The organism is Campylobacter showae (genome assembly GCF_963515975.1).
Taxonomy (GTDB): domain Bacteria; phylum Campylobacterota; class Campylobacteria; order Campylobacterales; family Campylobacteraceae; genus Campylobacter_A; species Campylobacter_A showae_F.
Genome location: NZ_CAUPZM010000022.1, coordinates 15945 through 37481, shown reverse-complemented (window position 1 = coordinate 37481; position 21537 = coordinate 15945). Strand labels below are relative to the sequence as shown.

At 46.9% G+C, this 21537-nt stretch carries 22 protein-coding genes; 5 read left to right on the top strand and 17 right to left on the bottom strand.

The genetic code is table 11. The annotated features are described in order from the left end of the window. The 5 genes from RWM02_RS08360 to exbB all read right to left on the bottom strand — a co-directional run. On the bottom strand, nt 1-366 hold a 366-nt coding region (locus tag RWM02_RS08360), incomplete at its 3' end, for an SLC13 family permease (RefSeq protein ID WP_314071116.1). A 368-nt stretch (nt 367-734) separates the two neighbouring features. Next, nucleotides 735-2090 (bottom strand): adenylosuccinate lyase, encoded by a 1356-nt coding sequence (gene purB, locus RWM02_RS08355; protein ID WP_314071113.1) that lies wholly within the window; start codon nt 2088-2090, stop codon nt 735-737. Between the two features lie 638 nt (nt 2091-2728). Continuing rightward, nucleotides 2729-3574, bottom strand: coding sequence for an energy transducer TonB (locus RWM02_RS08350; protein ID WP_314071110.1), 846 nt, complete (start codon nt 3572-3574; stop codon nt 2729-2731). After that, nucleotides 3540-3917, bottom strand: a complete 378-nt coding sequence (gene exbD, locus RWM02_RS08345) for a TonB system transport protein ExbD (RefSeq protein ID WP_314071124.1) — start codon at nt 3915-3917, stop codon at nt 3540-3542. The genes RWM02_RS08350 and exbD overlap by 35 nt, the downstream gene beginning before the upstream one ends. After that, nucleotides 3910-4338 (bottom strand): TonB-system energizer ExbB, encoded by a 429-nt coding sequence (gene exbB, locus RWM02_RS08340; protein WP_002952142.1) that lies wholly within the window; start codon nt 4336-4338, stop codon nt 3910-3912. The genes exbD and exbB overlap by 8 nt, the downstream gene beginning before the upstream one ends. A gap of 217 nt (nt 4339-4555) precedes the next feature. Here exbB and RWM02_RS08335 point away from each other — a divergent pair, with 217 nt between their 5' ends. Continuing rightward, the gene (locus tag RWM02_RS08335; protein ID WP_314071105.1) at nt 4556-6562 is read left to right on the top strand and encodes a TonB-dependent receptor domain-containing protein; all 2007 of its coding nucleotides are present in this window, start codon (nt 4556-4558) and stop codon (nt 6560-6562) included. Between the two features lie 363 nt (nt 6563-6925). Here RWM02_RS08335 and RWM02_RS08330 read toward each other — a convergent pair whose 3' ends face one another. From RWM02_RS08330 to prfB, 4 genes are read right to left on the bottom strand one after another with little or no spacing between them, the layout of a single operon-like run. Beyond that, on the bottom strand, nt 6926-7543 hold the full coding sequence (locus RWM02_RS08330) for a tetratricopeptide repeat protein (protein ID WP_122861918.1): 618 nt from the start codon (nt 7541-7543) through the stop codon (nt 6926-6928). Nucleotides 7544-7563: 20 nt separating this feature from the next. Further along, nucleotides 7564-8907: an FAD-dependent oxidoreductase gene (locus RWM02_RS08325; RefSeq protein ID WP_314071099.1), complete on the bottom strand. Its 1344-nt coding sequence runs from the start codon at nt 8905-8907 to the stop codon at nt 7564-7566. After that, the gene (locus tag RWM02_RS08320; RefSeq protein WP_314071096.1) at nt 8904-9209 is read right to left on the bottom strand and encodes a type II secretion system protein; all 306 of its coding nucleotides are present in this window, start codon (nt 9207-9209) and stop codon (nt 8904-8906) included. The genes RWM02_RS08325 and RWM02_RS08320 overlap by 4 nt, the downstream gene beginning before the upstream one ends. An 11-nt stretch (nt 9210-9220) precedes the next feature. Then, nucleotides 9221-10321 (bottom strand): peptide chain release factor 2, encoded by a 1101-nt coding sequence (gene prfB, locus RWM02_RS08315; RefSeq protein ID WP_314071093.1) that lies wholly within the window; start codon nt 10319-10321, stop codon nt 9221-9223. A gap of 107 nt (nt 10322-10428) precedes the next feature. Between prfB and panC the strand changes: the two genes are divergently transcribed. Genes panC through tilS form a run of 3 tightly spaced genes read left to right on the top strand, consistent with a single transcriptional unit; the run spans nt 10429 to nt 13547 of the window. Continuing rightward, nucleotides 10429-11250 carry a pantoate--beta-alanine ligase gene (gene panC / locus RWM02_RS08310; protein ID WP_314071092.1) on the top strand — a complete coding sequence of 274 codons (822 nt, stop codon included), beginning with the start codon at nt 10429-10431 and terminating at the stop codon, nt 11248-11250. Between the two features lies 1 nt (nt 11251). Further along, nucleotides 11252-12559 (top strand): 30S ribosomal protein S12 methylthiotransferase RimO, encoded by a 1308-nt coding sequence (gene rimO / locus RWM02_RS08305; protein WP_314071089.1) that lies wholly within the window; start codon nt 11252-11254, stop codon nt 12557-12559. Nucleotide 12560: 1 nt separating this feature from the next. Beyond that, on the top strand, nt 12561-13547 hold the full coding sequence (gene tilS / locus RWM02_RS08300) for a tRNA lysidine(34) synthetase TilS (protein WP_314071086.1): 987 nt from the start codon (nt 12561-12563) through the stop codon (nt 13545-13547). Nucleotides 13548-13713: 166 nt separating this feature from the next. On the opposite strand, the gene RWM02_RS08295 is transcribed toward tilS, so the two are convergent. Genes RWM02_RS08295 through RWM02_RS08260 form a run of 8 tightly spaced genes read right to left on the bottom strand, consistent with a single transcriptional unit; the run spans nt 13714 to nt 19836 of the window. Then, a complete protein-coding gene (locus tag RWM02_RS08295; RefSeq protein ID WP_314071083.1) occupies nt 13714-15066 on the bottom strand; it encodes a DUF438 domain-containing protein in 1353 nt (450 codons plus the stop codon). 60 nt (nt 15067-15126) lie between these two features. Continuing rightward, nucleotides 15127-15654, bottom strand: coding sequence for a hypothetical protein (locus tag RWM02_RS08290; protein ID WP_314071081.1), 528 nt, complete (start codon nt 15652-15654; stop codon nt 15127-15129). Further along, nucleotides 15641-16171, bottom strand: coding sequence for a hypothetical protein (locus RWM02_RS08285; RefSeq protein ID WP_314071078.1), 531 nt, complete (start codon nt 16169-16171; stop codon nt 15641-15643). Before RWM02_RS08285 ends, RWM02_RS08290 begins: the two co-directional genes overlap by 14 nt. Beyond that, complete coding sequence (locus tag RWM02_RS08280; RefSeq protein ID WP_314071075.1) at nt 16164-17165, bottom strand: hypothetical protein; 1002 nt, start codon at nt 17163-17165, stop codon at nt 16164-16166. The genes RWM02_RS08285 and RWM02_RS08280 overlap by 8 nt, the downstream gene beginning before the upstream one ends. A gap of 56 nt (nt 17166-17221) precedes the next feature. Further along, nucleotides 17222-17674: a hypothetical protein gene (locus tag RWM02_RS08275; protein WP_314071072.1), complete on the bottom strand. Its 453-nt coding sequence runs from the start codon at nt 17672-17674 to the stop codon at nt 17222-17224. Then, the gene (locus tag RWM02_RS08270) at nt 17671-18297 is read right to left on the bottom strand and encodes a lysophospholipid acyltransferase family protein (protein WP_314071121.1); all 627 of its coding nucleotides are present in this window, start codon (nt 18295-18297) and stop codon (nt 17671-17673) included. Before RWM02_RS08270 ends, RWM02_RS08275 begins: the two co-directional genes overlap by 4 nt. Continuing rightward, on the bottom strand, nt 18287-19597 hold the full coding sequence (gene miaB / locus RWM02_RS08265) for a tRNA (N6-isopentenyl adenosine(37)-C2)-methylthiotransferase MiaB (protein ID WP_314071069.1): 1311 nt from the start codon (nt 19595-19597) through the stop codon (nt 18287-18289). Before miaB ends, RWM02_RS08270 begins: the two co-directional genes overlap by 11 nt. Next, nucleotides 19594-19836: an HP0268 family nuclease gene (locus tag RWM02_RS08260; RefSeq protein ID WP_002949978.1), complete on the bottom strand. Its 243-nt coding sequence runs from the start codon at nt 19834-19836 to the stop codon at nt 19594-19596. The genes miaB and RWM02_RS08260 overlap by 4 nt, the downstream gene beginning before the upstream one ends. A 148-nt stretch (nt 19837-19984) precedes the next feature. Between RWM02_RS08260 and nusA the strand changes: the two genes are divergently transcribed. Continuing rightward, nucleotides 19985-21085: a transcription termination factor NusA gene (gene nusA / locus RWM02_RS08255; protein ID WP_314071066.1), complete on the top strand. Its 1101-nt coding sequence runs from the start codon at nt 19985-19987 to the stop codon at nt 21083-21085. Nucleotides 21086-21537: the final 452 nt, after the last annotated feature.

Below are 21537 nucleotides of genomic sequence, written 5' to 3'. Positions count from 1 at the left end.
CGCATATCCTAACTTTAGCGTACTGTCGCCTAGAATTGAGATGATTTTATATGCTATTCGCCGTCCAAGACCGGTTTTTATGAAGCCTCGCGCGATCATATAGGCTGCGACGATGAGCCATATGGTCGTACTGGCAAAGCCGCCAAGGGCCTCCGCGGGCTTCATGACCTTGGTTAGTATCGCGACCGTGACGCCGATCATCGCTACTGCTCCGATAGGCAAGGGCTGCAAAATCAGCCCCAAAATCGTCGCCAAAACGATAGCGAAGAGATGCCAGGCCTCCTTGCTCACGCCCTCGGGATTTGGCGAGAACCACACGGCAAGCCCGATGATGATTATTGCCAGGGCTTTTACTGCGTTATTCATTTTAGACCTTTCTTTTTTTGTTTTAAATTTTGCGCTTTTTTTGCAAATTTTGAACTCAAATTTGACTTTTTATACGCTTTTATTCGCGGCAAATTGACGACTTGCTAAATTTAACCGCCTTAGTACAAAACCTTCTCTTGTAAAGGCGGGCCACTAAAATTACGGTTTAAATTTAGTAGCCAAAATTTGCCGCCCGGATTTCGCAACTCAAATTTGCGCCGCTTAGATTAAGGCTAAATTTGACGAGCTAGCCGCTGTGCCTGCTTGTTCAAATTTAGCCGCATTTTTACCGAGCTAGAGCGCAAATTTGCCGCCCTTTCCGCGAAGTTAAATTTTGCCAAAACGCTTGCCACCGAGTTAAATTTTCCTTATTTTACATAGCTTTTACTATCTTCTATCACGCGGTCTACGAAGGTTGCACTTAGGCCGACGTATTTTTCCGGGTCCATGATCTCCTCGAGCTGCGTTCTGGTGAAGTGCTTTGCTACCTCTGCACGCTCGAGTAGGTCGTCGATGACTGGTTTACCGTCAGTAAAAGCCTTCATGCAGACTTCGTAAACGATCTCGTGAGCACTCATCCTGCCTAGCTTTTCGCCCAGATGCAGCATCACGGCTTCGCTTAGCATCGCGCCCTTTAGCGCGCCCAAATTTCGCTTCATATTTTGCGGATAGACGATGAGATTTTCTAGGATGTCGTTTATCTTTTCAAGCGCGCCTGCAAGGTGGATGGATGACTTTGGTATCGCGTCCCACTCGACTGCTTCGCACCCCCAGTCGCGCTCGTTTTCGCATTCCATAGCCTCCACCATCAAAGGAGCCTGCGCACGCACGATCTTAGTTAGCGCGATGACGCCCTCGCAGACCTGAGGATTGCGCTTATGCGGCATCGTGGAGCTACCGACCTTGCCCATAAAAAACGGTTCTTCAACCTCACAAATCTCGGTGCGCTGGAGGCTTAAGATCTCTCGCGCTATGCGTCCGATCGTGCCTGCGATGATGGCTAGTGTCGAGACGTACTCGACCATGTGGTCGCGGCTAGGGTGCCACGAAATCACCGGTACGTTTAGCCCCAGATCATCCATCATCAGCTTTTGCATCTCCAGCCCCTTGCCTTCTTGCGATGCTAGCGTACCAACGGCGCCTGAGAGCTGTCCTACAAGTACGCGAGGAGCGATTTCCTTTAGTCTATCTAGGCTGCGTCTGATCTCCTGCGCCCACATCGCCGTTTTGAAGCCAAACGTGATAGGTAGCGCGTGAATAACGTGTGTGCGACCCGCCATGACGGTGTTTTTGTATTTTTCGCTGATCTTTAGCGTCTCGTTGTAGGTTTTTTCGAGTAGTTTTTTAAGGAGCGCTATAGCTTCGCGGATTTGCAGCACCATGCCATTGTCCATTATGTCCTGGCTGGTCGCGCCCCAGTGTACGAACTCGCCGCTATCGTCGTCAAAGACTTTCTTAAACTCTTTTAAAAGCGGCACGATAGTGATTGAACTTTTGTAATTTTCTCCGATCGCGTCTAGATCGACTAACTCTGCACGGGCAAATTTGGTTATTTGCTCGGCGCGCCTAGGCTCGATGATGCCCAGCTTTGCTTGCGCTCTAGCTAGTGCAGCCTCGGTGTCCAGCCACTTTTGCACCTTATTTTCGTCGCTAAATATCTTTCTCATATCCTCGCTAACAAACATTACTTTAAAAACTCTGCTGTCAAGCGTTCCTGATGCCATCTTGTCCTCCTGCGGATTAAAAATTGATTTGACGAAATTTTAGCAAGGCGTTTTGACAGAATTTGACCGTTAAAATTTAAATATCAAATTTAGTCTAAAAATATAAGCATAGCCGAATTTAAGCGGTTAAATTCGGCTAATTTGCGGGCGAGAGATCAAATTTACTCGGTCAAATTTAGTGCGTTTTTTAGCCGAGATTTCAGATTTAACGAGGATAAAGGCGAGCTTTGAGGGCTTATGAGCGCAAATTCGGCGTTTAATTTAGCGCGAGAAAGCGCGGTTTTTGGACGTCACCGATATTTGGCGGCCGCAAGATAAAATTTGAAAAAAGGATTTTGGTAAAATTTAGGAAGACGGTGCCGTAAAAATTTGACGCTTAAAATTTTAAATCGCTTTTTGCGTCGAAGCTCGATACGGCTTTAAATTTAAAGATGAACGCGGCCTGATCCGCGCTTTTACCGTTTAAATTTAGTTTCAAATTTTGCCTTACGCGCTACCGAGATGGCGACAAATTTAACGTCAAATTTGAGCGGGCGATTTAATAAAATTTAGCGCGTCAAATTTCATTTTTGCATCAGAATTTGAAATCATGCGAGCAAACTTAGAAGTAAAATTTAAGCCGCAAAAACGGCTTAAATTTACGTAAGTTTGTAGCTAACCGGGATTTTGATGACGTAGTCGCGATCAAGCGTCGGAAAGTCCGGTGCGGCGCGGTTTATGAGCTCGACTGCGGCCTCGTCTAGCGTCTCGTAGCCCGAGCTTTTTATCACTTTTACGTCGCGGACGGTGCCGTCTTTTTTGTATAAAAAGCTAACCTCTACGACGCCCTGATGGCGCATTTTTTGCGCGCGTTTAGGGTATTTGTGGTGCTTTTGTATCGCCTTTTGGATTTTAGAAAATCTCTCGTCGCCGGCTGATGTCGCGAAGTTAAATTCCCCAACCGTTTCCGCTCCGCTAGGCGGTAAATTTGATTTTACATTCGAGCTTGGAGCACTGCTTGGCTGTGCCGCAGACGGCGTAGGGGTAGGCGGTGACGGCTGTGCGGGCGGTGCTGCCTGCGCGACTTGCTGTTCCGGCTCAGGCTCAGGCTTTTTGACCGGTTTTGGCGTAGGTTTAGGCTTTGGCTTTTCAACCGGCTTTTCTATCGGTTTTGGTTTTTCCACAGGCTTTGGTTTTTCTATCGGCTTAGGCGGCTCAACCGGTTTTGGCGGCTCCGGCGGCGTGACGACAGGTTCAGGCGGAGGAGGCGCAGGCGGTGCCGGAGGCGGCGGGGCCGGCGGAGTTGGTGCCGGCGGGAGCGGAGCTGCTGGCGGCGTAAAGGTATTTAGCGCTATCTTGACGCTTTTTTCCTCTGGGATCGGCTTTAGCTCGTCGTAAAATTTGATAAAAGAGCCGATAAGAACGGAGTGTAACAAAATAGAGACGCCAAGCCCCGTAAAGCTGGCGCGTCTATTCAGTTGTTGTCGTGATAGCGAAGTTTTCATGATTTTTTTCTTTTAATATGTCGATAACCTTGATAAACGAGTCGAATTTGCTCTCTTTATCGCTTTTGAGTTCTATTAACGTTTCGTTTTTTATCTCGTTTAGCTTTTCTTTTAAATTTTCCTCGGCGACTTTTTCTTCACCTATAAAAAATTCATTATCTTTATTGATTAAAACGGCGATTTTATCGTTTTCGTCTTGCTTTTTTTCCGCGCTTTCGCTGTTTGGCAGGTCGATTTTGATATTGCCTTGAGCGATAAAGGTAGAGATGCTAAGCACGATAGCTAGCAAAACGAGCATAATATCTATGAGCGGGATTACGTTTAATCCCTCTTTTTTAGGCATTCTCACGTGAAGCCTTGTAGCGGTTTACTAAAACGTCCACTTTTCTCATAAACGCGTTGTAGATCATTAGCGTCGGTATCGCGACGATTAGGCCTAGCGCGGTTGCTTTTAGCGCGAGAGACAGGCCGACCATGATGCTTTTAGTATCGATGCCGCCGCTCATACCCATGTCGTAAAAGGTCACCATGATGCCCGCAACGGTACCTAAAAGCCCGATATACGGCGCATTTGAATAAACTATATAAAGCGTTGTTAAATTTCTAGTTACGCTCTCTTCAAAGTCGTCTTGATTCTTGTAGTTTTCAAATTTAACGTTTGCGTAAAAGATCAAGCGCTCTATCGTGAGCCATACTACGACAAAGCTCATAAGCCCTAAAATACCGATGATAACGTAATCGACGTTGTGTTTGAGAAATTCCATTTAATGCCTTCTTACTAAAATTTGCGCGGCAATTATATCAGATTATGGTATTTATTGTCAATAACGAATAAGCAAGTAATATTTTAGATAAATTTATCTAAAATTTAGTCTTAAGATTGTAGTATTCGTTTTCAAAATTTGAGCAGATTAAAGAAAATAAAATTTAAATATTTTTCTAAATCGGCGCAAATTTTCGTAAATTTAAAGAGGAGAAAAAATGAGTTTTAACAATGTTGCGAAAATTTCTTTCGTAGCGGCTCTGGCCATCGGCGCAAATGCCGCCGAAAACGTAACGCTAAGCGGCGTAGAAGTAACAAGCACCGGCGGCGGCTACGGCGTTGACGACGTAAAAATAAGCACGAGAAACGCAGGCATACTAAAAGACGTCATGCGCGATATCCCGGGCGTTTATGTGGGCGGCACGAACGGCATGAACCAAAAAATCTACATGAGAGGCGTGAGCGACCGCGGCTTAAATATCACGATCGACGGCGCGAAACAAAATGGAAATACCTTTCACCACAACGCAGACCTACTAATCGACCCCGATCTGATCAAAGCCATCGACGTTGAGGTCGGCTCGCGCTCTGTGGTAAACGGCGCTGGGGCTCTGGGCGGTTCGGTAGCCTTTAGGACGGTGGATGCTAGAGACCTGCTGGAAGAGGGCGAAATCATTGGCGCCAAAATCAAAACGGGCTATGCCTCAAATAACGACGAATTTTCGCAAGGACTCATGGTTTTTACCGCGCCCGTCGAGGGACTTGACTTTTTAGCCGCGATAAATCATAAGGGCTACGACTACGGCAAGAGCGGTAACGGTAAGAAAATCGGCGGCGACGGCAACGACCTTAGCTATCTTTTTAAGCTCGGGTATAGCTTTTTAGACGCGCACAGGATATCGCTCTCTCACGAACACAACCACTATAAGGGACTTTATCCGTTGAGGGCGGAGTTTGGCAGCTGGCATAGCGGAGGCAACGCCGACGCCGATCGTAAATACGAGCGCGATACGACGACGCTAAAGTATGAATTTACGCCGAGTGAACTGCTAAATCTCGACGTAACGGCCTATCATACGAAGCATCAGAGAATCGACGGTAGCAAATGGGGCGTAAAAACTAGAGGCCTAAGTGCGAAAGCAAAAACCGCGATAGAGACGGGCGACGTGACGCAAACGCTAAGATACGGCGCGGAGTACTACCACAGCGAGAACTTTAACAAACCGCAAAACAACCGTCCCGAAAAAGTAAACAACTACTCGTTTTACTTAGAGGACGCGATCAAATTTGCGGGACTTACCGTGACTCCTGGCATCAGATACGAGCGTCACGAGCTAAAGACCTATAACGGCACGGGCGCAAATATCGGCGGGTACAAATACAAATTTGACGAATTTACGCCTGCTTTAGCGCTTGATTACGAGTTTATGAAGGGGCTTGGAGTATTTGCCAGCTACGCTAAAGTGTTTAGAGGACCGGACGTTATGGAGTCTATGCTAGCTAGCGGCGCTAGTAGAGGTACGGCGCTAGGATACAGAGCAAACCCTGATCTAAAGGCCACTACGGGCGATAGCTACGAGATCGGCGGACGCTACAAGGGCGAGTTTAGCGAAACGGGACACGTTAGCTTCGTGGCTAAATACTTTAAAACCAAATACAAAAATCTAATCGTAGACAATAACGCAGCAGGCGGGCGTGTAAATCCGGTGCTCTATAGGATCAACGCAGGCGGCGCGGATATCGACGGCGTCGAGCTTTTGGCGAGACTAAACCTCGACGCGCTAAGCTTAGGCGCTAGCTATACTCATCAAAAAGTAAGATATAAAGACCGCGTAAGAAACGGCAGCGGCGGCTACTACACGTCAAATATCATCGGCTACCGCGACCAGGGCGACAAATACACCTTTAACGCCGAGTATTCGATAAACGCTATCGATACGCTTGTTGGTTATAACCTTATTTATTTTGCTTCTAAAGACACGACGAGTGCTGGCAACGACGCGGCCGTACATATCCCGAGCTACGCCGTGAGCGACGTCTATCTCACTTATGCGCCAAGCGGCGGTAAATTTAAAGGACTTGAGATAAACGCGGGCGTTTACAACGTATTTAACAAAGCCTACGTCTCGCACTCTCAAAGAATGGCCGAATACACGGGCGATGCAAACGCTATCGACTGGGAGCCGGGCAGAAACTTTAAGGTTAACGTCTCTTATAAATTTTAATTTTTACTCTAATCCTACGTTTCCTGGGGCTTAAATTTAAGCCCCTATGTTCTACTTTTTTATAAATTTACTCAAATCTAGCGTTGTTTCTTTTGTTATTTGCGGTAAAAGGATTGTTGTTTTAAATGCGCTGAAATTTACGTGCTTTAGCTAAGCGAGTAAAATTTACCGCATATCGCAAAGGTAAATTTGCGGAGTTAAATTTATGAGCGCGCGGCGTCAAATTTAACGGGTAGCTTTAAATTTGCATTTTCAAGATGCGGGTTTTTGGGGAGTAAATCTAGAAGCAAAAAAGCGAGCCGAATTTGACTCGCCGTAGTAAATTTAACGCCGAATTTAAAGGCGTTAAATTTGATGTTTTTATTAGCGTTTTCTGCCCATTCTTTTTAGATTGTCGCATGCGGAGGTATCGCCGCTAAAGCACGCCGAGCGGTAGATGCTTCTAGCTTTTGACTCATCCTGCGCTACGCCTAGGCCGTGCTCGTAAAGCACCGCCGTGTTCGTGCAGCAAGGCACGTCGCCTAGTTTGCAGCCTCTGTCGTAGGCCGACATAGCGTTTGCGTAGTCAGGCTCCTTGCCGTCGGCGTTTGAGCGGTAAAACTCGCCTAGATAGTAGCAAGAGTACGCGCCGCCGTTCGCGCACGAGGCGTTGTAGATTTCAAGGGCTTTGTTTGCGTCTTTGCTTACGCCAAGCCCGGTTTGATACATGTTGGCAAGGTTTGTGCAAGCGGGCTGATAGTTGTTGCCGCACGCTCTTTCATAGTATTTTATAGCTGTTTTGTGATCTTGCAAATTTTGGTAGCTGATAGCAAGATCGTTGCACGCGGAGTAGTTGCCGCTTTCGCATTTCGGTTTTAAAACGCCTATGGCACGCTTGTTAAAGTCATAGTCCGGGTTGTCGCTAGAGAAGCTACCGCCGCCGCTTGAAGCTGCGCACCCTACAAACAAAAGCCCGATAAAGGCAAGAAGTAAATTTCTCATTTTTTGTCCTTTTCGTAGTTTTAAAATTGTCCAAAGAGGTCGTTTAACGCTTCGCTGATGCTAGGATGGGTGAAAATCTGATTTTTAAAGAAATCAGCGCCCGCTCCTAGGGTCATCGCGATGGCAATCTCGTTGATAAGCTCGTTTGCGTAAACGCAGTGAAACGCCGCGCCCAAAATTTTGCCGCTTTTTGCGTCCACGATCGCTTTTAAAAATCCCGTTTCGTTGCCGACTACCTTTGCGCCCGGGACTGCGGCTAGCGCTAGTTTTAGGACTTTAAAGTCTAAATTTTGCGCCGTCGCTCGTTTTTCGCTTAGTCCGATGCTAGCTAGCGGAGTCTCGGTAAAAAGCGCGCTAGCGTGAGGAGAGCGGTTTAGAGTGCTTCGTTTGCCCGCGCCAAAAAGCTTGTCGAATACGATGCGAAAATCATCTAGGCTCGTATATGTGAAAAGCTCGCCGCCGCGAACGTCGCCTACTGCATAGATATGCGGCTGTGCTGTTTGTAAAAACTCGTTTACTAGCACGTTTCCTTTGGCGTCCGTTTGTACGCCGGCCGCGCTCAAATTTAGCTCCGCAGTCGCAGCTACTCGTCCGGTCGCTAGTAAAAACGCGTCCGCGTCAAGGCTTTTAGCCTCGCCGTTTTGGACGAAATTTAGCGTACCGTCTTTTAAATTTTTAACTTCGCAGCCCTCTAAAATATCGATCCCTTGCGTTTGTAGTAGCGTTTTTACGCTCTCTTTTACGTCCTCGTCCTCGTTTTTTAGCACGCCCGAGCGAGCTACGATAGTGACCTTTGAGCCAAACTCGGCAAACATCGAGGCAAACTCAAGCCCGATGTACCCGCCGCCCACGACTACTAGGCGCTTTGGGAGCGTTTTTAGGTTTAAAATCCCCGTGCTGTCGTAAGCTAAATTTGAACTAACCTCAAAGCTTGGTTTTTCATTAATCGAGCCAGTATTTATAACGATCGTTGGCGCGGCAAGCGTGCTTTTTGAGCCGTCTGCCGCCGCGACTTCGACGCTATTTTTATCTACAAATTTAGCCGTGCCGTTTATCACGTCGACGTTTGCGTTGCCCTCAAGCATCGCGAAATTTTTGGCTCTAAGCGCGGAGATTAGCTTGTCTTTCTTTTCGACGCTAAGCGTGAAATACTCGCCCGCGACGTTATTGTTGACGTATTTTGCTTCTTTGCTTAAATTTACTAGCTTCTTTGTCGGGATGCAGCCGACGTTTATGCACGTTCCGCCGTACATCTGCGCCGATTTTTCGATCACGGCGACCTTTTTGCCCAAATTTGCGGCTTTTACGGCGAGCGTTTTGCCTGCCTTGCCAAAGCCGATGACGATGATATCGTAGTTTTTCATATATTTTTTCCTAGTATGTAGTGCGTGGTTTCATTTATTTTTTTTATATTTATCTTGTTTTTTTCAGCCCAGTTTTCGATCACGTTTAGCGCGCCCGGCGTTTTGCCCGCGTTTTTTATCTTAAATACGTCCTCGCTTCCGCTCATCGCGACGAAGCTGCCGAGCGGTTTTAGGTGGTCGTTTAGCGTGATGATGCTGCTTAAATTTAACCCGTCGCAGTTGTTTAGGATGCGCTTAACCTGAGCGGTGGTCGCGTCGTTTTCGTTATAGCCTAGTTGGTTTAAAAGAGCTGAAATTTCCATATTTTTCCTTTCTAGTTTATGCTTTTTTGACTTACTAAAACGCCCTCGATGAGCTTTTTTATATCGCCGTCTAGTATTGCGTCGGTTTGGCTGTATGCCTCGCCGCTGCGGTTGTCTTTAACCTGCTGATACGGGAAAAGCACGTATGAGCGGATCTGGTGACCCCAGCCGATCTCGCTTTTTTCGATACTACCGGCGGCTTCTTGTTGCTTCATCAGCTCTAGCTCGTAAAGGCGCGATTTTAGCATTTTCATCGCGGTGGCTTTGTTTTTGTGCTGGCTGCGGTCGTTTTGGCACTGCACGACGATGCCTGTAGGCGTGTGAGTGATACGCACGGCGGACTCGGTTTTGTTTACGTGCTGGCCGCCCGCTCCGCCAGCGCGGTAGGTGTCGATTTTTAGGTCTTTTTCGTCGATTTCTATCTCGATGTCGTCGTCGATCTCGGGGCTTACCATCACGCTAGTAAAGCTTGTATGGCGGCGACCCGCGCTATCAAACGGACTGGTTCGTACTAAGCGGTGGATACCGTTTTCGGCCTTTAGATAGCCGTAGGCGTTTACGCCTTTAACGATAAAACTCACGTCTTTTAGCCCCGCTTCTTCGCCCTCTTGGAAGTCCAGGGTTTCGACCTTAAAGCCCTCGCGCTCGCAAAAGCGCAGATACATGCGGTATAGCATGCTCGCCCAGTCGTTACTCTCCGTGCCGCCCGCGCCGGGATGGATAGTGACGATGGCGTTTTTGCCGTCATCCTCGCCGCTAAGCAACATAGAAATCTCTAAATTTACTATCTTATCCTCTAACTCACCAGCCTCGGCAAAGAGCGAATTTATCGTCTCTTCGTCGTTTTCAGAGTTTGCCAGCTCGTATAGATCCTTTGCGTCGTCTACGGCGCTTTTAGCGTTTAGGAAGTTATTTAAGATATTTGAAATTTTAGTTTTTTCCTTGCCGATTGCGCCCGCTTTTGCGATGTCTTGCCAGAAATTTTGATCGTTTTCCATCTCTTCGATCTCTTTTAGGCGAGCTTTGATGCTCTCGGGCTTTACGACGCCAGCGATATTTTCTACTTTTGTGTTTAGTGTTTTTAGGAGTTCCGTGTATTCGTAATTATCCAAAATTTAAGACCTTTTTTGTGCTTTTTGGCGTGATTATAACATATTTGTAAGAGTAAAGATAAAATTTGATATAATCGCGCGTTAAAATTAGACACAAAGAAGAAAAAATGCAAATTTTAAGAACAGTAGAACAGCTGCGAGATTTCGTCGCGGCAAATCCCGAAAATATCGGCTTCGTACCCACGATGGGCGCGCTTCACGACGGACACGCTAGCCTCATAGAAAAGTGCGTAGCAGAAAACAAAACCGCGATCGTTTCGACCTTCGTAAACCCGACGCAATTTTTAGCAGGCGAGGACTTTGAAGATTATCCGAAAAACGAACAAAACGACGCTAAAATTTGCGAGGAGCTGGGCGTACATGCGATGTTTGCACCTGAGGCTAGGGAGCTATATTTTGATACCGAGCCGTTAATCAGTGCGCCTGAAAATTTAGCGAGCGTGCTTGAAGGCAAGACTCGCCCTGGACACTTTGACGGCGTGCTTCGCGTGCTAAATAAGCTATTTAATCTAACAAACGCAAAGCGCGTCTATATGGGCAAAAAGGACGCGCAGCAGCTACTCACCGTGCGTAATTTCGTCAAGACCTGTTTTTTAAATTTAGAGATCGTGCCTTGCGAGATCGTTCGAGCGCGCGACGGACTGGCGCTTAGCTCGCGAAACGTCTACCTAGACGAAGGACAAAAGCTAGAAGCGCTCAAGCTTTCTCATTCGCTTAAAAAAGCTTCAAATTTGATCGCGGCTGGCGAGCTAAGCGCACAAACGATAAAAGGCGAGATGCTGCAAACCCTAGAGCCGCTAAACGTCGACTACGTCGCGATCGTGGATAGAAATTTAAACGAAATCTCGCTAATAGAACCGGACAACACCATCATCCTAGTCGCCGCGTACGTGGGCAAAACGCGTCTGATCGACAATCTGTGGGTATAAGATGGGCAAACTTCACTTAGTATCCTTAGGCTGTAACAAAAATCTGGTGGATTCTGAAATCATGCTCGGACGCCTCTCAAACTACGAGATCACGCCCGACGTCGCCTCTGCCGACGTCATCATCGTAAACACCTGCGGCTTTATAAACTCGGCTAAAGAAGAGAGTATCCGCGCGATCCTGGATATGCATGAAGCGCGTAAGAAAGGCTCCCTGCTCGTGGTCACGGGCTGCCTCATGCAGCGCTACCGCGAGGAGCTGATGAAGGAGCTGCCCGAGGTCGATCTATTTACCGGCGTCGGAGACTACGACAAGATCGACGAGATCATCCTAAAAAAGCAAAATTTATTTAGCCCCGAAACCTACCTGCAAGCAAGCGAAGAGCGCGTGATAACGGGCTCAAACTACCACGCATACATCAAAATTTCGGAAGGCTGTAATCAAAAATGCAGCTTTTGCGCGATCCCGACATTTAAGGGCAAGCTAAAATCCCGCGCGCTCGAAAACATCGTAGATGAGGTGCAAAAGCTCGTAAAAAAGGGCTACTACGACTTTAGTTTTCTCTCGCAAGACAGCAGCTCGTATATGCGCGATCACGCGGTTAGCGACGGGCTCATCTCGCTCATCGACGCGGTCGAAAAAATCGAGGGCGTCAAAACCGCGCGCATACTCTATCTCTATCCGAGCACCACCTCAAACGCGCTAGTGGGGCGCATCATCGCCTCGCCCGTGTTTGTGAACTACTTTGATATGCCGATCCAGCACTCAAGCGATAAAATGCTAAAAATCATGAGGCGTGGAAGCGGCGCGGCGCGGATTAAAGAGCTTTTAAATTTGATGAAAAAGGCACCCGATGCGTTTTTGCGAACGGGCGTTATCGTCGGACATCCTGGGGAGACCGAAGCCGAATTTGACGAGCTTTGCGCATTTTTGCAGGAGTTTAAATTTGACCGAGTTTCGGCGTTTGCCTACTCCAAGGAAGAGGACACTCTCTCATACGACATGGAGCAGGTGCCCGCCAAAATCATCTCAAAGCGCCTAAGTAAAATAGAAAAGATCACTCGAGCCGCGATCGAAGCTAGCTTCGCGCAGGAGCTAGGCAAGAAATTTATCGTCTCTTTAGAGGGCGAAAGCAGCGAGGGCGAGATGTTTTACGCCGCGAAAAAGACGCTCTGGGACAAGGACATCGACGGCGAAATTTTGATCAACGAAAGCGACGTGGAGCAGCTAGAAACCGGCGGTCGCTACTGGTGCGAGATCACGCAGGTAGCGGGCAGCCAGGCGCTAGGCAAGATCACGGCAAAGGCCTAAAATGCTAAGCGCGCCCGTTTTGCATAAGCTAAAATCGGGGCGAAATCTGCTTGCCTTTTCGCACGGCGTCGATAGTACGGCGCTTTTTTACCTTTTAGACGAGGCGGGCGTGAAATTTGACCTCGCGATCGTGGACTATAACGTCCGCGCGCAAAGTAAGGACGAGGTCGCCTCGGCAAGGCATTTGGCAGCCAAATTTAACAAACAAATCTACGTAAAAAGCGTGCGACTGGGCGAGTCAAATTTCGAGCACGAGGCGCGCGCGGCCAGATACGAGTTTTTTGGCCAAATTTGCCGCGAGCGAGGGTATGAAAATTTGATCTTGGCGCATCAGTTTGACGATAAATTCGAGTGGTTTTTGATGCAGCTTGGGCGCGGCGCGGGACTTAGCGAGCTGCTAGGCATGCAGGAGCTCGAAACTCGCGAGGACTACGTGATCGCTCGACCGCTTTTAGGCGTGCGAAAGTGCGAGATGGAGCGGTTTTTGCGTGAGCGAAACCTAAAACACTTCACCGACGAGACGAATTTAACGGACCGGTTTAAACGCGGTCGCGTTCGCGCGAAATTTAGCGAGCCGTTTTTAAACGAGTACTTTAGCGGCGTAAAAAAGAGCTTTGAGTTTTTGACGGCTGACGCGTTAAATTTAACTCCCGAAATTTCTAATCCCGCACCTAAAATTTACCTCGTAAAACGAGGCACAAACGAGCTTCGCGGCATCGATCAGGCGTGCAAGCGGCTAGGGCTCGTATTAAGCTCGGCGCAGCGAAACGAATGCGCGCGCTGCCTAGAAAACGGCGCTCGCTGCGTGCTAGGCGGAAAGGTAGCCGTCGGAGCTGGCGCAAATTTTATTCTCGTAACGCCATATATCAAAGCCGCGATGGATAAGAAATTTAAAGAAGCGTGCAGACGGCTCGCCGTCCCGCCGATAAACCGCGGTTTTTTGTTTGCCGAGGGCGCGGATCTAGCTAAATTTAAAGAACTTTTGTAAGCTTTGGCATACAACTGCCGCTAAAAATACACAAATTTTAAGATCGATAAAATTTAATCGCAGCGCCTTGCATAGCCTTTGCGCAGGGTTGTACGGTTAGGCAAAATCGCAAATACAAACGCCGCCAATGACTAACCAAATTTATCAAATTTAAAAGACGCGACGATCACTCTCCGTATTTTTTCTTTCGATCGTCCCACGTAACCAGCGTGCGTTTGCCCTCTAGGCTGCGGATGCGCGTGACGTCTTGCATCATCTCTAGCACCCCCTTAAATACGCCGTTTTCATCGCGCACGGCGGCGTAGTAGATGTAGATAAATTTGCCGTGAAGCTCTAGCCAAAAGTCGATCTCGTCGCGCTCGCCCTTGCGAAAAGCTTCGATGATCTCTAGCACGCTAGCTACGCTTTCGCGCGGGTGGCAGTTTTTCACGTCGCGTCCGATGACGCCCGCGCTTCGCGGAAATACGCGGTGCTTGGTGTCGGTGTAAAATTTCACGATCTCGTTTTCATCGACGAATGAGAGGTCAACTGGCATATGCTTATAAATGAGGTTGATTTGCTCTAGCGTCAGCTTGCCCGTGGCGACGTCAAAAACGGCGTTTTTATCGCTACTTGCGTTTGGATTTAGTCCGTATTTGCTCATCAAATTTGACAGCTCTTTTAGGAAATTCGGATTTAAAACCGCTTCGTTTAGGTCGCCGTTTTGCAAATTTATCGCGCTTAAATTCGGCTCGCTTTGCAAATTTACGTCCTTTAAATTTGACTTCGAGTCGCCGCCGGAGTCTAAATTTAACGGATAAAATTCGCTCGGCTTTTCGATGAGAAAATACCCTATCTCGTCATCTCCTCGTCTCATCGCGCGAAACTCCTCCTCGCTGATTAGCTCCAGCGACGTCGGATAAAGCGCCGCTTCTTCGCGTCCGAGCAAGTCGAGTAGATTTTCGTAGATCTCGTGCTGAGCCGCGATAAACTCATCCGTCTTGCCGCCCTCTAGCAGCTCGCGCGCTGCGGCGATACCGTCGCGGACCTTGTTATCAAAGCTCCACATAAAGCGCGACGGGCGGTCAAAGCCCTTGTTTTCGAGCATCGAGTAGAGTTGGTGCTGTTTTCTGGCAAAGTGCGTCCTGTTAAAGCCGCCAAGTTTGTCGTAAATTTCAAGCCATTCGTTTTTGATAAATTTCTTTTTTAGCAGCTCTTTTGCCTTTGCGATCAGCTCGCGCGCGGCGTCGTTTTCGCTGATGTAGGTAGCTATGGGGTGGTCTTTTGGTAGGTTGGGACGCTCGGCGGTTAGGATACCGCGCAGGATTTCTGATAGCTCGGCGGCGTTTTCGTCGATAAACTCGCTTTTAAAGCCTAAATTTAGCAAATTTGCGCGTACGTTTTTAAAATCTGCCGGCGTGAGTTTCGTTAGCTCCGATTTCGCAATTTTTCTAGAGGCGAAAAAATTTGCCGTTCCGTTAAGATAATCCCTTAAAATCGCAGTCGCCAATGCAACGGCGGCATTATTAAATTTAATCATTTTTTATCCTTAACTTAAATTTTAAGGATTATACAAAAAGCGGAGATTAAAAACTTTGATTTATCTTAAGCTGTAAATTTTTACGCCAAAGGTCGCGTCGATCTTCTCGGTATCTTTGCGCATTTTGATCGGAAAATCGATTTTGACGATATTTTCGTAGCTTTGTAGCGCGTCCATAAACTCGTAAAATTTAGCAGGAGTTTTCATGGAACCCGTTACGGTTAGCTCGTAGACCGAGATCTCGCCGTTTTTTGCGGCCTCTTTTGGCTCGCTTAGATTTACGTTTGCGAAATATTTTGATGCGAATTGAGCAAATTTATCCGCGTCAAATTTGTTTTCGAGCGCGTCTAGCTGGGCCTTATCGTTTTGTTTTATCTCGTCTAGGGCTTTTGATTTGGCGTCGTAGAGCCTTTGCGTTTGCGCGCTTGCGGCTATTTGCATGCGGCTTTCGTATTTTGCCTGCTTGTACTCCTTGATGCTCGGCACCAAAAGGCCATATATCATCGCGAGGCAAGCTATGATACAAATGAGTACGTAGATGAGTAGCTTAGTGACGTCGATATTTTGTAGGCTTCTATCTTTGCTCATTTTTATCCTCTAAGCTGTCGGTTTTGTTTGTGCTGATGAAATTTAGCCAGCCGCTATCTAACTGATAAAAAGAGGTATTTGAAGTGCTAAAAATCGACTTTAACGGCGTTGCAAGCAGCATGTTATAAACGTCGCGGCTAGGCGTGGTGCCTTTTACGATGAGCGAGTTTTTATCCATCGCGATCTCGTGTAGCGTGATGCTTGGGGGCACTAGATCGAGCAAGTTGCGCAGGCTTTGCTTTAAGACTGCGTTTGAGGCTGCGATCTCGTTTGCGCTATCTCTTCTTTGTTTTAAAAGCGCAGTGAGTTCGTCGGTTTGCCTGATCTGCTCTTTTGTTTGCGCTTGTTTTTGTCTTGAGATTTGCGTTTCGTTTAGTAGCGAGTTGCTTTTTAGCTCGACGACTAAATTTACTATGGCAAAAAGCAGCACCGCCGTAGCTATAAAAAGTAGCCAAATTTTACTAAAAAGATCAAAAAACGGTTTTTTCTGAGGTTTTATGAAGCTATAACTAGTCATTTTCCAACTCTTTTTTCATTAGCTCAGTCATCGTTTTTAAGGTATTAACCGGATAAACGGCGGTCTTTACCAAAAGCTCGTTTTCTATATAATGTAAAAACGTAGCGCTCGTCCTCTCCGTAGCGTCGAAAATCACGACATTTTCGATAAAATCGCCTTCGTAAAGCGGATTTGTGTAAAATTCTTTAAGCGCTAGCGAGATATAGCGGTATATGCTCATATCGCGCCCAAATATCGACACGGATGCCGTTACGTCGGTGGATTCGGGCATATTTATATCGTAGTCGAGGTCCGCAAACTCCTCATCGTTGTCGTCCATTTTTAGCATTTCGCCAAGATCGTCCAGGCCGTCCATGGTGTTAAAGCTCTCGTCCACGTCCGCGATAAAGTCGTCTATCTCGTCGCTGTTTTCTTTATCAAAATCCGCGCTGTCGCTAAAATCTTCATCGTTTTCCTTGCAAACGGCAGCGTATTTTATCCCATCGCTTGAGGTGATACAGATGGTAAAGCCTTCTTCGCAAGAGTAGACAAAAAGGGTGTTTGCGGTGGGTAAATTATGCTTTTCGATCTCTTTTTGTGTTAGTGCGATAGGCGAATAAAGTACGTCTACGCCGATATCCGTAAATTTTTCCTCTGCGGCTTTGACGTCCGAGTGTTTTGCGTATATGAGCCAGTTTTTGGCTGGATTTATGCAGGTTATTTCTTTTGTTTTGATCCCTAGTTTTTCGAGATTGTCTGCATTTTTAGCCTCAAACGCGCCTTGTTCGAGTGCGTCGAAAAATAGCGAAAGATAAACCCATTTATACTCTTTTTGCAAATTTCTTATGTACTCGTTTGCTCTTTCGGAAACTACGCCGGATTCATCTAGGTCAAATTCTGCTTTTATCGTTTTTAACAGCTTCGCGCCCTTGTAGGCCTCGCCGTAAAATAGGCATTTTTTGGACTGGATAACGGCGCTAAGATATAAGACGCTAAAAAAACGACGTATCAGCAAAGATTTCTCCTAAAAATTGCAATGCGTTATCATACCCAAAAAGCTATTAAGTTCAATTAAAACAGCTCTTTTTGCAGGGTTAAAAATTTATCCCTTATTATTTTGGCTTCTTCTTGTAGCGACGGATCGGTCAAATTTGACGGTTTGAGCAGATCATGGTCGCTCACCGCGATGTCGCACATCATTCGGATTTTATCTAAATTTACCTTGCTTACCTTGCCTGATTTGCTGATTTTTTGTATATTTTCTAAATATCTGTTTGAACGGGCGATGTAGAGGGCGTATTTTTGCGAGATTTCGCTTTGTACCATCACGGTGTAGGCTAGTTTGTTGTAGATGTCTTTATGGTAGGCTGATTTTGATAGTTTATAGGCGGTCTGATAATCGCCCACTTCGTAGTAAAATTTGGCTTGCAGGGCATTTTTATAAGATGGGCTAAGCGTAATAAACGAAATAAAAACGGCTGCTAAAAGCGCTCCTATAATTAAGATAACGGTCTTTGAGCTCATTTTTCCATCTCCTTTTTTATTAGCTCTCTTGCGTCTTCTAGCGCCATGTCCGTCACGGTAAAAGGCGGCGAGAGCGTATAAGAAATCTCGCTAAAAGGCTTTGGGATTATCATTTTATCCCAGCTTTTTAGCTGCCAAAATTTGCTCGCTTCGTAGTTTAAAATTTGTATTTGCGCATTTTGCTTTTGCGCGATGACGACGGCTCCGTCGGCGATGCTGTGATAGGGGCCGCGCGGACCGTCCGGGGTGATGATGACGTCGGTGCCGCTTTTTAGCTCTCTAAAGCTTTGCGCGAGCGCCTTTACCGCGCCTTTTGAGCTACTGCCTCTGATGGCGCCGATACCGAAAAACGAAATCACGCGCGCGATGATCTCGCCGTCTTTGTGGTCGCTTATCATGACTTTGGCGCGTCTTTGCGGATTTTGACCGTTTTTCCACCAATGTACGTAGGCAAAGCTCATCAGCGCTAGCCTGCCGTGCCAAAATAGCACGACGCATGGCTCGTTCGTCAAATTTGTCTTAGAAAAGCTCTTTTTGCAGGTTAAAAATATAATCCAAATAAAAAAATAGATAATGCGCGGGGCTAAATTTATAAAAACGCTTCGTTTAAATTTAGTCCACAAGCTCACCGTAAAGCACCATTCTCTTTGGATCGTTCACGCGTACTTTTAGCGTCTTGCCTAGCAGCTCTTCGCTGCCTGCGACTTGAACTAGGAAGTTATTAAAGCTCCTGCCGGCGACGCCGCCGTTTGCGCGAAGCTCCTCAAAATATACGTCGAAAATTTTGCCTTTTTGCGCTGCGACTATTTCGTCCAAAATCTCGTTGTGGCGGCTTTGTAGGCGGGTTAGACGAGCGCTTGCGACGGCGTCCGGGATTTGATTGGTAAACTCCGCCGCCTTGGTCATCGGGCGAGGCGAATACTTAAAGCTAAAAATTTGCTCGAAACGCACCTTTTCCAGCACATCCATCGTGTCCTCAAACTCCTCGTCCGTTTCGCCAGGAAACGCCACGATAATGTCGGTTGAGATGCTAACCTCAGGACACATCGCGCGCAGTTTAGCGGCCCTGTCTAAAAACCACTCTTTGGTGTAGCCGCGCTTCATCTCGCGCAGGACTTTGGTGTTTCCGCTTTGAAGCGGCATGTGCATGGATTTGCAAATTTTGGGATTTTGACTAAAGATTTCTAAAAATTTATCGTCCATATGAAGCGGATGCGGGCTAGTAAATCGTATGCGCTCGACGCCCTTTATCTCGCTGATCTTTACGAGTAGGTCGCTAAAGTCGATCTTCTCGTGCGCGCCCGAAAATCTCTTGCCGTAGTTGTTTACGTTTTGCCCGAGTAAGAAAATTTCCTTCGTTCCGCCCTCGGCGGCTTTTTTTACTTCGCGCAGGATCAAATTTGCGGGGATCGAGATTTCGTCGCCTCTGGTGTGCGGGACGATGCAGTAGGTGCATTTTTTGTCGCAGCCGATCGAGATATTTATATGGCTTTTATACGGCGAGCCGCGAAATTCGCCGAATGCATACTCGCTCTCGTCGTGATTTATGTCGGTGCTGATAAATTTAGGCGTCTTGACCGCGGCTGAAATTTTACTGATGTTTCGCGCGCCGAGTACGAAATCCACGTAAGGCGCTCGTTTAAAAATTTCGCTTCCCAGATGGCTTGCCGTACAGCCGCAAACGCCGATTTTAGCGCCCGCTTTTTTTACTTTTTCAAAGCCGCCGACCTCGCTAAAAAGCTTATGTACTGGCTTTTCGCGCACCGAGCAGGTGTTGATGAGGATGAGGTCGGCCTCGGAGATGTCCTGAGTGAGCTCGTAGTCCTCTTTTTGTTTAAGCTCTGCGATGATGTGCTCGCTGTCGCGGACGTTCATCGCGCAGCCTAAAGTCTGGATAAAGAGCTTTTTTTGCGCTGCGCTCAAAGGATGTGCACCTCGTACATGTAGTCGTTTTCGTCGAGACCGTATTTTACGGTGCGGTGATAGACGCTAAGGCCTTTTTCCTCAAAAAACTCAACCAAAGCGATGAGTTGTTTGTGGCTGTTTTCTCTGTCGAAATAGAAAATTTGTTGCGGATCTTTAGCAAATGCCGCTTCGATTTTTTCAAGAGAGATCGTTTTTGGTTTGGCGTCAAGTTGCGTTCTAGCGAGTTTTAGCTCCATTTTTAATCCTTTGAAATCTTTAATTTAATCTGTGAATATAGCAAAAACATCTTAAAAAACGCATTAAACTTCTTAAAAGTATAAAGCTTGTATAATACCCCTCTAACTCAAAAATTCCCCCAAATTTAAATAACGGAGCAAAAATAATATGGAAAAAATAGCGGATATCATAGAATCTATCGCAAATGAAAAAGGGCTCGAAATCGAGGACGTAAAAGAGCGCGTCATAAGAGCTATTATCAATACCGCAAAGAAAATTTACGGCGAAAACTACGAATACGACGCGGTTATAGATAATGCTACCAAGACCCTTCATCTATATCAAAAAATCACCGTCGTAGAGGACGGCGACGAGCGTTTGGCCGAGGATAACGAGCATTATCTCGGCGTAAGCGAAGCCAAAAAAGTAGACTCTGGCGTAGAGATCGGCGACGAGCTAACCTACGAGCTATCTACCGACAACCTCGGCCGCACCGCCGCGCAGACGCTTCACAAGGAGCTTGAGTATCACATCCAGCGCCTGATGGAGGAAAAAATCTTCCAAAAGTATCAAGACATGGTCGGGCACATGGTTTTTGGCTCCGTTACGCGCGTGGATAGCGATGAAAATACCTTTATCGAGATAGACGAGCTGCGAGCCGTGATGCCGCGCAAAAATCGCATAAAAGGCGAGAAATTTAAACCGGGCGACGTCGTAAAGGCCGTCATAAAAAGCGTCTATATCGACAAATCTATGGGTATCAAGGTCGAGCTAAGCCGCACGTCGCCAAAATTCCTAGAAGCCCTATTAAAAGCCGAAGTACCCGAGATCAAAGACGGACTAGTGCTGATTGCTGCAAGTGCCAGAATCCCGGGCGAACGAGCTAAAGTAGCGCTCGTAGCCACCTCGCCTAATGTTGATCCCGTGGGCGCGACCGTGGGGACTAGAGGCGTGCGCATAAATGCCGTTACAAAGGAGCTAAACGGCGAAAATATCGACGCGATTGAGTATTCGGCCGAGCCTACTATCCTCATCACGCGAGCGATGGCGCCGGCGATCATCAGCTCGGTTAAAATCGGCGAGAATAACAAAGCCGTCGTGAGTCTAGTAACCGAACAAAAGAGCAAGGCCATCGGCAAGAGCGGTATAAACATCAGGCTAGCTAGCATGCTAACGGGCTATGAGATCGAGCTAAACGAGCTGGGCGCTAGAGGCGAGAGCAAAGATGAAAACGCGAAGGATCTAAAAGCGCTGTTTGGCGATCTGTAGCCGATTTGAGCCCTTTGGCCGCATGCGTTTGGTGCGGTAAATTTAGGGCGTAGCACCAGGATTAAATTTGAGTAAATGAATTTATATCAAATTTAATCCGCTTCGTTTGCTAAAATTTGTCGCTTTTTATTTTAATACATTAAATTTTTATCAATACCCATATCTTATAAGATGAAAGAAGCCTGCGAGTAGTGAAATTTCAAGGCGGCGAGTAACCGCCTGATTTGAGGTTATTTATTTTTAGTAGAGCGGTACATCGGGTGCTGGTAGTCGTTCCTCTCGCAACCGGCAGCTAAAAATCCAAACGCCAAAGCAAGCGCGCATAATATAACTTTTCTCATTTTCTCCCTTTTTTGAATTTCATTTTCGAGCGATTATAGCAAATTCTGCGAAATTGCCAAAATATCCGCGGCTAAATTTGACGGCATTTTGGCTAGGCTATTTTGGGTCAA